Origin of the sequence: Buchnera aphidicola (Hyperomyzus lactucae), from assembly GCF_005081705.1 — a bacterium.
Classification (GTDB): domain Bacteria; phylum Pseudomonadota; class Gammaproteobacteria; order Enterobacterales; family Enterobacteriaceae; genus Buchnera; species Buchnera aphidicola_Y.
Genome location: NZ_CP034876.1, coordinates 471,358 through 484,569 on the forward strand (window position 1 = coordinate 471,358; position 13,212 = coordinate 484,569).

The 13,212-nt window shown below is 25.7% G+C and carries 12 protein-coding genes; 9 read left to right on the forward strand and 3 right to left on the reverse strand.

Annotated elements, in window-relative coordinates; genetic code table 11:
• Positions 1 to 80 precede the first annotated feature (80 nt).
• On the reverse strand, positions 81 to 698 hold the full coding sequence (gene yihA / locus D9V68_RS02215; RefSeq protein ID WP_158357916.1) for a ribosome biogenesis GTP-binding protein YihA/YsxC: 618 nt from the start codon (positions 696 to 698) through the stop codon (positions 81 to 83).
• 268 nt (positions 699 to 966) lie between these two features.
• Between yihA and typA the strand changes: the two genes are divergently transcribed.
• The gene (gene typA / locus D9V68_RS02220) at positions 967 to 2,796 is read left to right on the forward strand and encodes a translational GTPase TypA (protein ID WP_158357918.1); all 1,830 of its coding nucleotides are present in this window, start codon (positions 967 to 969) and stop codon (positions 2,794 to 2,796) included.
• Positions 2,797 to 2,881: 85 nt separating this feature from the next.
• Here typA and gmk read toward each other — a convergent pair whose 3' ends face one another.
• Together gmk and ygfZ are read right to left on the reverse strand one after the other, a co-directional pair.
• Positions 2,882 to 3,508 (reverse strand): guanylate kinase, encoded by a 627-nt coding sequence (gene gmk, locus D9V68_RS02225; RefSeq protein WP_158357920.1) that lies wholly within the window; start codon positions 3,506 to 3,508, stop codon positions 2,882 to 2,884.
• 109 nt (positions 3,509 to 3,617) lie between these two features.
• Positions 3,618 to 4,577 carry a tRNA-modifying protein YgfZ gene (gene ygfZ, locus D9V68_RS02230; protein WP_158357922.1) on the reverse strand — a complete coding sequence of 320 codons (960 nt, stop codon included), beginning with the start codon at positions 4,575 to 4,577 and terminating at the stop codon, positions 3,618 to 3,620.
• A 171-nt stretch (positions 4,578 to 4,748) separates the two neighbouring features.
• Between ygfZ and prfB the strand changes: the two genes are divergently transcribed.
• The 8 genes from prfB (at position 4,749) to corC (ending at position 13,208) form a co-directional block, all read left to right on the forward strand.
• A protein-coding gene (gene prfB, locus D9V68_RS02235) for a peptide chain release factor 2 (protein ID WP_187308322.1) occupies positions 4,749 to 5,847 on the forward strand; the annotation gives its coding sequence in 2 pieces (ribosomal slippage) (positions 4,749 to 4,823 and positions 4,825 to 5,847; 1,098 coding nt in all).
• A 9-nt stretch (positions 5,848 to 5,856) separates the two neighbouring features.
• The gene (gene lysS, locus D9V68_RS02240; protein WP_158357926.1) at positions 5,857 to 7,377 is read left to right on the forward strand and encodes a lysine--tRNA ligase; all 1,521 of its coding nucleotides are present in this window, start codon (positions 5,857 to 5,859) and stop codon (positions 7,375 to 7,377) included.
• Positions 7,378 to 7,434: 57 nt separating this feature from the next.
• Entirely contained in the window at positions 7,435 to 8,688 is a 1,254-nt protein-coding gene (gene lysA, locus D9V68_RS02245) for a diaminopimelate decarboxylase (RefSeq protein ID WP_158357928.1), read from the forward strand.
• Positions 8,689 to 8,727: 39 nt separating this feature from the next.
• On the forward strand, positions 8,728 to 9,585 hold the full coding sequence (lgt, locus tag D9V68_RS02250) for a prolipoprotein diacylglyceryl transferase (protein WP_158357930.1): 858 nt from the start codon (positions 8,728 to 8,730) through the stop codon (positions 9,583 to 9,585).
• A gap of 6 nt (positions 9,586 to 9,591) precedes the next feature.
• On the forward strand, positions 9,592 to 10,386 hold the full coding sequence (gene thyA / locus D9V68_RS02255; protein WP_158357932.1) for a thymidylate synthase: 795 nt from the start codon (positions 9,592 to 9,594) through the stop codon (positions 10,384 to 10,386).
• Positions 10,387 to 10,448: 62 nt separating this feature from the next.
• A complete protein-coding gene (gene miaB / locus D9V68_RS02260; RefSeq protein WP_158357934.1) occupies positions 10,449 to 11,768 on the forward strand; it encodes a tRNA (N6-isopentenyl adenosine(37)-C2)-methylthiotransferase MiaB in 1,320 nt (439 codons plus the stop codon).
• A 168-nt stretch (positions 11,769 to 11,936) separates the two neighbouring features.
• Complete coding sequence (gene ybeY, locus D9V68_RS02265) at positions 11,937 to 12,254, forward strand: rRNA maturation RNase YbeY (protein ID WP_261979606.1); 318 nt, start codon at positions 11,937 to 11,939, stop codon at positions 12,252 to 12,254.
• An 81-nt stretch (positions 12,255 to 12,335) separates the two neighbouring features.
• Positions 12,336 to 13,208 (forward strand): CNNM family magnesium/cobalt transport protein CorC, encoded by an 873-nt coding sequence (gene corC, locus D9V68_RS02270; protein WP_158357938.1) that lies wholly within the window; start codon positions 12,336 to 12,338, stop codon positions 13,206 to 13,208.
• Positions 13,209 to 13,212 lie beyond the last annotated feature (4 nt).

Sequence of the window (13,212 nt, forward strand, 5' to 3'; positions counted from 1 at the left end):
ATTATATTTCAATAACAATTTTTTAAAAACTACTTTTTAATACTAGTATTTTTTATATTTTATTTATTCTATGGACATAATTAATTATTTAAAATAAAATATGTTTTATACCAATGATCTAACTTTAGTTGTAATTTTTTAATGCCAATCTTTTTCACAGACGAAAATAATTCAATTTCAAAAGAATTGAATAATGTGTATAATTTTTCATATACTTTATTTAATTGTATTTTTTGTTGAACTTCTTTCATTTTATCACATTTATTTAATAAAACAAAAACAGAGATTTTTTTACTGGTAGCTATATTGATTATTTTTTGATCAAGCGTTTTAAGAGGATGTCTAATATCCATTAACAGTACTAAACCTTTTATTTGATCTCTTTTTTCTAAATAATAATATATTTTTCTTTGCCATTTTTCTCTTACTAATAAAGGTACTTTAGCATAACCATATCCCGGAAGATCAACTATTCTAAAACCAGAAACTATTTCAAAAAAATTAATGAGTTGAGTTCTACCGGGAGTTTTGCTAAAACGAGATAATTTTTTTTGATTAGTTAATGCATTAATAGCACTAGATTTTCCTGAATTAGAATAACCAACAAATGCAATTTCAACACCATCTTGGATTTCTATATCAGTCGCTTGTGAATAACTTTTTAAAAAATTTGTTTTTGTATAGTCTAATGCGTTCAATTTTTCATCCTAATTATTAAAATTTTAAAACATTTCATGGTTTATATAAATAAATTTGTAATTTAGAAGCACTGTTATAATCTTAATAAGATTATGATTGTATTTTGTATAATTTATTTTAAAAAAAGTGTTTTTATGTGTGTTTATGTCTTACTATTAAGACAGTATATATACTATACTCCTCAATAATTGATCTTTTCTTTTAATTCTATCTTAAACTAGTCTGAAGTATATCTTGTTATTCATAAAGGGTTTGTGGAAGGAAAAAATGTATCATAATATAAGAAATATTGCCATTATAGCACATGTTGATCATGGAAAAACTACATTACTTGATCAACTATTACGACAATCAGGAACATTTCAAGAACATGAAGAAAAAACTGAACGAATCATGGATTCTAATGATTTAGAAAAAGAACGAGGAATTACTATTTTATCTAAAAATACTTCCATAAAATGGGGGGAATATAAAATAAATATAGTAGATACTCCTGGACATGCTGATTTTGGTGGTGAAGTAGAACGTGTGATGTCTATGGTAGATTCTGTCTTACTAGTAGTAGATGCATTAGATGGACCTATGCCACAGACTCGTTTTGTAACTAAAAAAGCATTTAAGTATGGTCTAAATCCTATTGTTGTAATAAATAAAATTGATAGAATAAATTCTCGTCCTGATTGGGTAGTGGATCAAGTTTTTGATCTTTTTGTTAATCTCGATGCTAATGATCAACAACTTGATTTTCCTATTATCTATACTTCTGCTGTTCTTGGTACATCAGGGGTAGATTATCTTAAAATGCAGAATAATATGATTCCATTATATGAATGTATTATTAAATATGCACCTGCTCCTAATGTTGACCCAAATCAAAAATTTCAAATGCAAATTTCACAACTAGATTATAATAATTATTTAGGAGTTATTGGAGTCGGTCGTATCAAACAAGGATGTATAAAAGCACACGATCAAGTAACTATTATTAATAATTTAGGAAAAACCCGTAACGGAAAAGTTAATAAAATTTTAAGTTATGCAGGACTAAAAAGAACAGAAATAGATTGTGGAGAAGCAGGAGATATTATTGCTATTACAGGTCTTGATAAATTAAATATCTCTGATACTATTTGTCATCCAGATAATTTAAAACCTCTTCCAATACTGAATATAGATGAACCGACAGTAAATATGTTTTTTTCAGTTAACACTTCACCATTTTCAGGGAAAGAAGGAAAGTATATAACTTCTCGTCAAATTTTAGAAAGATTAAAAAAAGAAACAATGCATAATGTTGCATTGCAGATAAAAGAAACAAAAGATGCGAATATTTTTTCTGTTTCTGGACGAGGTGAATTACATTTATCTATATTAATTGAAAATATGCGTCGTGAAGGTTTTGAATTAGAGGTATCTCGTCCAAAAATCATTTTTCGCGAAATTAATGGATTTAAAAAAGAACCTTTTGAAAATGTAATATTAGATATTGAAGAAAAACATCAAGGGAATATTATGCAATTTATAGGGATAAGAAAAGGTGAATTAAAAAATATGACTATAGATTCTAAGGGAAGAGTACGTCTAGAGTATGTATTATCTAGTAGAGCGTTAATTGGTTTTCGTACAGATTTTATGAGTATAACTTCAGGAACTGGACTCTGCTATTCATCTTTTAGTCATTACGATAATGTTCAAGAAAATAATATTGGACAAAGAAAAAATGGAGTGTTGATAGCTAATAGTAAAGGTATGGCAGTTGGTTTTGCTTTATTTAATTTACAAGAAAGAGGAAAATTATTCATAGGACACGGGGCTCAAGTATATGAAGGACAAATAATAGGACTTCATAGTCGTTCTAATGATTTAACGGTTAATTGTTTAACTGGTAAAAAGCTAACTAATATGCGAGCATCTGGTACTGATGAAGCTATAATGTTAACTACACCTATTAATCTAACATTAGAAGAAGCACTCGGATTTATTAATGATGACGAACTTGTAGAAGTTACACCTAACTCAATTCGTTTGCGTAAGCGTCATCTGAAAGAAAATGAAAGAAAAAGAGCTAATCGCAATAAAAACATTGATTTAAAATAAAAAAATAAATCTACTGAACTTTATATATTTAATTATATAATTCTATTTTTTCAATAGAATTATATAAAAGATATTTTTTGAAAAACTAACTTTTTAATAAATTAGAAATTAGTAGATCATATTTATTTTGTTGACGAAATAAACATAAATGTTCTGCGTTGATAATTGTTGTTAAATCATTAACAGCTTGTTTGAAGTTATCATTAATAATAAGATAATCATATTCTGAATAATGTTTCATTTCATCTACTGCTTTTTCCATTCTTTTTGCAATAACTATATCACTATCTTGACCTCTTTTCCTCAATCTTTTATATAATATATCTTTAGATGGTGGTAATAAAAAAATACTTTTTGATTTTGGCATTTTATATCGAATTTGTTGAGCTCCTTGCCAATCAATATCGAGAAACACATCAGTTCCAGAAAATAACATTTGTTCGATATATTGACGTGAAGTTCCATAATAATTACTAAAAACTCTTGCATATTCTAAAAAAGATTCTTGTTCAATCATAATCTGAAATTCTTTTTTTGATATAAAGTAATAATGTTCTCCATTTGATTCACCAGGCCTCATTATTCGAGTAGTATGAGAAATAGATACTTGAATATTAGATAAAGTAGTTTTTGATTTTAATAATCCCTGAATTAAACTTGATTTTCCTGTTCCACTCGGAGCTGAAATAATAAAAAGAATGCCTTGAGACATAATATTCAAAAAAAATTAGCTAAATTTTATAAAAAATAAATATTTATCGTAATCAAATGATAAATACTTTATATCGTTGAATACAAAAATATAATTTTCACGAAATCATTTAATGATTTATTAAAAAAATGTTTTTAAATCCATGTATTCTAAATAAATTATTTACATCTACAGGTTTATATAAAACAACCTGTATGCAAGTTTCTTCGTTTTTAATATTAACTATAGATAATAAAATACCAATTTTACACCATACATTCTCTATCTGAACTTCAAGAAGAGAGCCTACTTTGGGAGAAATATTTCCCTTTCCAATCAAAGAACATAAACAACTTTTATTTAAATTTTTAAAGAATATTCGTGCTATTATTTCTTGCCCATAATAACATCCTTTTTTAAAACTTATACCTTTAAGTTTATCTAAATTAATTGCTTGTGGTGTAAATTTTTCAGAAGATTCTTTTTCAATAATAGGAAAACCAGCTTCTATGTCTAATAATAACCACTGTTTACTATTATTAAAAAAAATATTTTCATTTATTGCTTTTTTTAAGAATAAAAAATCAGTTACAGATAAAACTAATAAAAATCGCTCTTCTGGTTTTTTAAACCATAGTATCGTTGTGTTTTTTTCATGAATTACTGGGCATTTTTGATTCGGTATTTTAATAAAAAACTTTAATAAAAATGCTCTAGCATTTAATCCCGCTAATCCTATTAAATAAATATTATTTAATTCAGTAATTTTTATCTTTGAAAAAATAGAATATTTTTTTAATTCTTTTATTTGAATTTGAGATATACTTTTTCTTTGAATATAAGCATAGCCTTGACAATAATGAAATAAACGTATAACACTCCATACTTTTCCATTAAAGTTACAGTGAGCACAAAGAGTATGATCTGTGTTAGGAAGCAAATTTACATCAATAGTCAATTGGTTTTGAAGATATTTTTTACTATCACAACCTTCTACATAAATTATAGACCATTCTTCAAGAAATATCATTGTTAATGATAATTCACTTGAAGGATAAATAATATTTTGTAAAGATATAAATGATGACATTTTTTCTATTTCCTAAAAAATATTTAAAATAACTATATCAAATCAAAATAAATGCATCTATATAATTAAATATATATAATAAAAAGAATGTTTTTATATCTGTTTAAAATACACGAAAAAAATTTAAAATTCTTATAATTTACTTTTTACTAATAGAAGAATCATAAAATTATGCTAGAAATAAATATTATTAATAATAAAATTAAAAATTTTAAAAAACGTATGGAAGATCTTAAGAGGTATCTTTGACTATACTCAAAAAGAATATCGAATTGAAGAAATTAACTTGGAATTATTATCACTTAAAACATGGGAAAAACAAACATCCATAAAAAAACTAAATCAAGAAAAATATTTATTAAATTCAATCATTAAAAATATTAACGATATAGAAATAAAAATAAAAGAAGTAATTATTTTTTTAGAATTAGCAATAGAAACAGAAGATAATATAGTATTCAAAGATACAATTACAGAAACACAAAAAATAGAAAAAAAAATAAAAAAACTTGAGTTTTATCGCATGTTTTCAAAAAAAAATGACATCTGTAATTGTTACCTTGATATACAATCTGGATCGGGAGGAACAGAAGCACAAGATTGGGCTAAAATATTACTTAGAATGTATCTAAGATGGGCTGATAAAAAAGGATTTAAAACAGAAATTATTCATGAATCTATTGGAGAAATAGTTGGAATCAAATCATCTACTGTTAAAATATATGGAGAATATGCTTTCGGATGGCTAAGAACAGAAACAGGCGTACATCGTTTAATTAGAAAAAGTCCATTTGATTCAGGCAATCGACGTCATACTTCATTTAGTTCAGTTTTTATATATCCAGATATCGATGATAAAATTTATATAAATATTAATTCTTCTGATTTAAGAATTGATGTATATAGAGCATCTGGAGCTGGAGGTCAACATGTAAATCGAACTGAATCAGCTGTTCGTATTACTCATTTACCCACGAATACTGTTACTCAATGTCAAAGTAATCGTTCTCAACATAAAAATAAAGAACAAGCAATAAAACAAATGAAATCAAAATTATATGAGATGCAAAGTAGGAAAAAACAAGAAGAAAAGCAAAAACTAGAAAAAAATAAATCAGATATAACATGGGGGAATCAAATACGTTCATATATATTAGATAACTCAAAAATTAAAGATCTCCGTACTGGTATTGAGAAAAATCATACTCAATCTGTTTTAGATGGTGATTTAGATGATTTTATTGAACAAAGTTTGATAATTGGAATATAAGGAATACAAATGTTAGAAATAAAAAAAATACAAAATAGTAATATTGTTAATGATGAAATAATAAGAAGAGAAAAAAAACTTCTTAGTATGAAAAAAGAAGGATTTTCTTTTCCAAATTCTTTTCAAAGAAATACTACTTCAAAAAAAATTCATAAAAAATATTCTATAAACAATAGAGATGAACTTAACACATTAAATATTGAAGTTTCTGTTGCTGGTCGAATGATACAAAGACGTATTATGGGAAAAGCTTCTTTTTTTACAATACAAGATATGGAGGGGACGATACAAATCTATGTAAAAGAGAAAAATATATCATCTGAATTATATAATTCTAATTTTAAAAAATGGGATATTGGAGACATTTTAGGTGTAATAGGTATATTATTTAAAACTAAAACAGGAGAGTTATCTATTTATTGTAATAATATAACGATATTAAATAAATCATTAAAACCTTTACCAGATAAATTTCACGGTTTATCTAATCAAGAAATACGTTATCGAAAACGTTATCTAGATTTAATCAGTAATAACAAACTATTTAATATTTTTAAAACTCGCTCTAATATTATTATGGCTATTCGAAAATTTTTGATAAAAAATAATTTTTTAGAAGTAGAAACTCCCATACTACAAAATATTCCAGGAGGCGCAAACGCTCGTCCTTTTATTACGTATCATAATGAAATTAAAGAAAAAATGTATTTAAGAATAGCACCGGAATTATATTTAAAAAAATTAATTATTGGTGGTTTTGAACGTATTTTTGAACTGAACAGAAGTTTCCGAAATGAAGGAGTATCTACTCGACACAATCCAGAATTTACTATGATGGAAGTATATATTGCATATTCTAACTATAAAGATATGATGCAATTAATAGAAAATATTTTTAAAAATATTACAAAAGTCATCTTTAAAAATACTAAGATTAAATATCTTAAATATAATTTTGACTTTAACAAACCATTTAATAGATTGACTATGAAGGATGCCATTCTTCAATTTAATCCTACAATAACACTATCTGATTTAGAAAATATCAAAACAATAAAAAAATTTGCAAAATCTATAGGAATAAAAATAAAAAAAACTTGGGGAAATGGTAAAATAGAGACTGAAATTTTTGAAAAAACAGTAGAAAAAAAATTAATTCAACCTACATTCATTACTGAGTACCCAGTAGAAGTTTCTCCACTAGCAAGACGTAACGATACAAATCCAAATATAACTGATAGATTTGAATTATTTATTGCTGGATATGAAATAGCAAATGGATTTTCAGAATTAAATGATGCAGAGGATCAAAAAATTAGATTTTTAAACCAAATAAAACAAGAAAAAAAATCAGATCAAAAAAATATATTTTATGATCAAGATTACATAGAAGCATTAAAGTATGGTTTGCCACCAACATCAGGATTAGGAGTTGGAATCGATCGTTTAATTATGCTACTAACTAATCAAACTAGCATTCGTGACGTGATTTTATTTCCAACACTTCGCTCATATGAAAAATTATTTTAATAAATAAAAAATATATCATTTAATAGATGTGATTATTAATATTTAATAGGAAAAAAAATGCCACAAGATTTAAATAATACTAAAAATAACTTTAATAGAAAAAATATTAAAGATTTAATCAAAAAATATAAACCTCCATTTTGGGTTTATGATGCCAATACTATTTATAAAAAAATAAAATTATTAAGACAATTTGATGTTATTAGATTTGCTCAGAAAGCGTGTTCTAATATTAATATATTACGTTTAATGAAGAATAAAAACGTAAAAATAGATGCCGTTTCATTAGGTGAAATTGAAAGGGCTTTATCATCTGGATTTGAATCAAAAAAAAATGAAATAATCTTTACTGCAGATATTTTAGATGAAGAAACTTTATCTAAAATAGTTGAATATAAAATACCAGTTAATGCTGGATCTTTAGACATGTTAAAACAATTAGGGAAAGTTTCTCCTGGCCATCGTGTGTGGCTGAGAATTAATCCACGATTTGGATATGGGCATAGCAAAAAAACTAATACTGGAGGAGAAAACAGTAAGCATGGGATTTGGGAACCTCTACTAGCAATACCAATTATAAAAAAATATAAACTAAAATTAGTGGGTTTGCATATGCATATAGGTTCAGGAGTAAACTATATACATTTAAAAAAAGTTTGTAAATCTATGATAGAAAATGCATTTGAATTAAATCAAAAAATATTATCTATTTCTGCAGGTGGAGGATTGCCGATACCTTACAAATTTAATGATAAACCAATTGATATAAAAAAATATTTTATGTTATGGGATCAAGCAAGAAAGAAAATATCTGCATTTTTAGGGAAAAAAATTGAATTGGAGATTGAACCTGGAAGATTCTTAGTTGCAGAATCAGGTATTTTAATTGCAAAAGTATGGGCTACAAAAAAAACAAGTAATAAAACTTTTGTTTTAATAGATGTTGGATTCAATGATTTGATGAGACCAACGATGTATGGTAGCTACCATCATATATCGGTAATTTCTGGAGATAATAGGATTATTAATGAAGAAGAAACTATTGATACTATTATTGCAGGTCCATTATGTGAATCAGGAGATATTTTTACACAAAAAGAAGGGGGAACTATTCAAACTAGACGATTACCAATTATAAAAATAGGGGATTTTTTAATCTTTCATGATACAGGTGCTTATGGTGCCTCAATGTCATCTAATTATAATACTAGACCACTTATTCAAGAAATATTATTAGAAAATAATAATTCTACTATTATTCGCAGACGCCAAAAAATAGAAGAAATATTAAATCTAGAAAAAATTAGATAATATAAAATATTTTTTAATAAAAGGATATTGCATCAACTAATGTACATTTTTTTTCCAAACTTGAATCCTGTTATTTTTTCTATCGGATCTGTTTCTGCTCGTTGGTACGGGCTTATGTATTTTATTAGTTTTTTATTTGCTATCTGGTATGGAAAAAAAAATAGCATTAAAAATAAAGAAATATGGTATAAAAAAAAAATAGAAATATTATTATATGCTGTTTTTTTAGGATCATGTATTGGCGGTAGAATAGGATATGTAATCTTTTATAATTTTTCATATTTTTCTCAAAATATATTATGTATATTCTATGTCTGGAAAGGTGGTATGTCATTTCATGGAGGATTGATAGGAGGCATGATTACAATATTATATTTTTCTTTAAAATATAAAAAAAAAATATTAGAAATATCTGATTTTATAACTCCTTTAGTACCCTTTGGTTTAGGTGCTGGAAGATTGGGAAATTTCATCAATAGTGAACTATGGGGGCGTGTTTCGCCAAATTTTTCATATGCAGTTATTTTCCCTAATTCTCAATATCAAGATTTAGAAGCAATAAAAAAATATCCGCAATTAAAAACGCTATTCGATGAATATGGAGCACTGCCTCGTCATCCTTCTCAATTATATGAATTTTTTTTCGAAGGTTTTATTTTATTTTTTATAATTTATTTTTTTTCAAAAAAAAACCGACCAACAGGAAGCATCAGCGGCTTATTTCTAGTTTCTTATGGTATATTTAGAACTATTCTAGAATTTTTTAGAGAACCTGATCCTCAATTAGGCCTGTTAAATAATATATTCACTATGGGACAAATACTATCAATTCCAATGATTATTACTGGATTGATTATTATGTTTAAAGTTTTTTATAGAAATAAAATAGATTATTGAGGAATAATGAAACAATATCTTAAACTAATCAAAAAAATAATCAAAATTGGAAATCAAAAAAAAGATCGCACAGGTACAGGAACATTATCTATTTTTGGCTACAATATGAGATTTAATTTAAAAACAGGTTTACCTCTTCTAACAACAAAAAAATGTCATATTCCATCTATTATTTATGAACTATTATGGTTTTTAAAAGGAGATACAAATATTAACTATCTCAATAGAAATAAAATATCAATTTGGAATAATTGGGCAGATAAATCAGGAGATGTTGGTCCAATTTATGGGAAACAATGGAGAAGTTGGAATACAGAAAAAGGTGAACCAATTGATCAAATAAAAAAGATATTAATACAATTAAAAGAAAATCCGGATTCACGTAGGATACTAGTGTCTAGTTGGAATGTTGGTGAAATAGACAACATGAGATTACCACCTTGTCATGTACTTTTTCAATTTTATGTTTGCAACAAAACACTAAGCTGTCAACTTTACCAACGTTCTTGTGATGTATTTCTAGGACTCCCTTTTAATATAGCCAGTTATTCAATACTAGTACATATGATAGCACAGCAATGTAATTTAAAAGTTGGAGAATTTTTATGGACAGGAGGTGATGTTCATTTATATAACAATCATATTGAATTAGCAAAAAAACAAATACTTAGAATTCCTAAAAAACTTCCGAAATTAATAATCACCAGAAAACCTCAATCATTATTTGAATATTCTTTTAAAGATTTTAAAATTATCGGTTATGATCCTCACCCAACGATTAAAGGGAAAATATCTATATAAAATTAAAGTTTTATATTAAATCGAATATATTTATACATTCAAGGGGATTAATTTTTAAAAAGATGAAATTTATATACATAAAAACTTGGGGTTGTCAAATGAATGAATATGATTCATCTATGATAATCTCTTTATTACAAAAAAAAAATGAATATTCACTCACTGAATCCGTAGAAAATGCTGACATTTTAATATTAAACACTTGTTCAATTAGAGAAAAAGCTCAAGAAAAACTGTTCCATCAACTAGGAAGATGGAAAAAAATAAAAAACAAAAACCCTGAAGTTATTATTGCTGTAGGAGGTTGTGTAGCAACTCAAGAAGGTAAGGAAATTTTTAAAAGAGCAAATTATGTAGATATTATATTTGGCACTCAGACTTTACATAGATTGCCAAAAATGATTACTGAAGTAGAAAAACATAGAAACTTATCTATAGATATTAGTTTTCCTAAATTAGAAAAATTTAAATATTTTTTACAACCTAAAAAAACAGGATATACAGCATCTATTTCTATTATGGAAGGATGTAATAAATACTGTTCATTTTGTGTAGTACCTTATACGAGAGGAAATGAAATAAGTCGTCCATGTGATGATGTTCTATTTGAAATATCAATGTTAGCAGAAAATGGTGTAAGAGAAATAAACTTATTAGGACAAAATGTCAATGCATATCAAGGTCCAACCTTTGATGGAAAAGTTTGTTATTTTTCAGAACTAATAAGATTAGTAGCAGAAATAGATGGTATCGATAGAATACGTTTTACTACTAGTAATCCATTAGAATTTACTGATGACATTATTGAAGTATATAAAGATACACCAAAATTAGTAAGTTTCTTACACCTTCCCGTACAAAGTGGTTCTAATAAAATACTCAATTTGATGAAACGTTCATATACAGTAGAAGAATATGAGTCTATTATTAAAAAATTAATCATTGCTAGACCTAATATTCAGATTAGTTCTGATTTTATTGTAGGATTTCCTGGAGAATCTGAAAGAGATTTTCAAGAAACTATTCTGTTGATAAAAAAGATTAACTTTGATATGAGTTTTAGCTTTATATATTCTGCTCGACCTGGAACGCCTGCTTCAGAAATAGAAGACAATCTTAATATTGAAGAGAAGAAAAAACGATTATATATTTTACAAAACCATATTAATGTACAAACCATGTCATGGAGTAGAAAAATGTTTGGAAGCATACAATCTATCTTAGTAGAAGGTGTTTCTAATAAAAATATCATGGAATTATATGGTAGAACAGAGAATAATAGAATTGTTACTTTCAAAGGTTCACCGAATATGATCGGACAATTTGCTAATTTAAAAATTAAAAAAATACATACACATTCATTAAAAGGCGAACTTATTTAAATAATTTAATTGAAAATATGAAAAACATTATTGTAAACCTTCAAATTTGCTGTAAAAAAAATCAATATATACCAAAAAAATTACATTTTAAAAAATGGATACAAAAAATTTTATTAAAAAAAAAAAAATATTAATATAATAACAATTCGTGTTGTAGATGAACTAGAAATTCAGTATTTAAACTATACTTATAGAGGCCAAAATAAATCAACAAATATTTTATCATTTCCTATTAATAAATTTATTAAAATGAATCATAAATTATTAGGAGATTTAGTTTTATGTAAAAACATAATAAAAAAAGAATCTTTAAAATACAATAAAACCTTAGAGGCATATTGGGCACATATGACTATACACGGAACACTGCATTTATTGGGATATGATCATAAAAACAATAAAGAAGCAAAAGCTATGGAAAAAATGGAAAATCAAATAATGTTATCTTTAAATTATTATAAACCATATACTTTAAAAAATTTCTAATCTTTGATAAAAAATATTTTAACTAATGCTTTTCTACCATAGAATAGTAAGACATATATTTTAAATAGATAATCTAATACTATGAGTGATAATCATTCACAAAACTGCGATAAAATAAATAGAAAAGGTTTCTTTTCTATTTTATTAAATCAAATTTTTCATGATGAACCTAAAAACAGAGAAGAACTATTATTATTAATTCGTGATTCAGAACAAAATGAACTTATTGATCAAGATACTTGTGATATGTTAGAAGGTGTCATGCATATCGCAAAAAAAAGAATCAAAGATATCATGATTCCTAGAACACAAATGATAACATTAAAGTTGAATTATAATTTAAACAAATGCCTTGATATTATTATTGAATCTGCACATTCACGTTTTCCAGTAATGAGTCCTGATAATAATTATGTAGAAGGATTTTTAATGGCTAAAGATTTATTACCTTTTATGAAAAATTTAACAAATATATGCCATATAAAAAATATATTAAGACCAGCCGTTGTAGTTCCAGAAAGTAAATATGTAGATAGAATGTTAAAAGAATTTCGTTCACAAAGAAATCATATGGCAATAGTAATTGATGAATTTGGAGCTGTTTCCGGATTAGTGACTATAGAAGATATACTAGAATTGATTGTTGGAGAAATTGAAGATGAATATGATGAAGAACAATTGAATATTCGAAAATTACAAAAATGTACATTTTCTGTCAGAGCGCTTACAGAAATCAAAGAATTTAATGAAACTTTTAATACTAATTTTAGTGATATAGAAGTAGATACAATAGGAGGATTAGTAATGAAAGAATTTGGTCATTTACCAAGTCGTGGTGAAAGTATTAATATTAATGGATACTCTTTTAAAGTATCTATAGCAGATAGTAGAAAAGTAATACAAATACATGTAACAGTTCCAGAAAATAAAACACCAAATTTGTCAGAAATATAACAAT

Excerpts from the sequence above, each read along its gene's own strand:
- corC (WP_158357938.1), top strand. The coding sequence starts at position 12,336 with ATGAGTGATAATCATTCACAAAACTGCGATAAAATAAATAGAAAAGGT.
- ygfZ (WP_158357922.1), bottom strand. The coding sequence starts at position 4,577 with ATGTCATCATTTATATCTTTACAAAATATTATTTATCCTTCAAGTGAA.
- gmk (WP_158357920.1), bottom strand. The coding sequence starts at position 3,508 with ATGTCTCAAGGCATTCTTTTTATTATTTCAGCTCCGAGTGGAACAGGA.
- lgt (WP_158357930.1), top strand. The coding sequence starts at position 8,728 with ATGTACATTTTTTTTCCAAACTTGAATCCTGTTATTTTTTCTATCGGA.
- miaB (WP_158357934.1), top strand. The coding sequence starts at position 10,449 with ATGAAATTTATATACATAAAAACTTGGGGTTGTCAAATGAATGAATAT.
- lysS (WP_158357926.1), top strand. The coding sequence starts at position 5,857 with ATGTTAGAAATAAAAAAAATACAAAATAGTAATATTGTTAATGATGAA.
- lysA (WP_158357928.1), top strand. The coding sequence starts at position 7,435 with ATGCCACAAGATTTAAATAATACTAAAAATAACTTTAATAGAAAAAAT.
- typA (WP_158357918.1), top strand. The coding sequence starts at position 967 with ATGTATCATAATATAAGAAATATTGCCATTATAGCACATGTTGATCAT.
- thyA (WP_158357932.1), top strand. The coding sequence starts at position 9,592 with ATGAAACAATATCTTAAACTAATCAAAAAAATAATCAAAATTGGAAAT.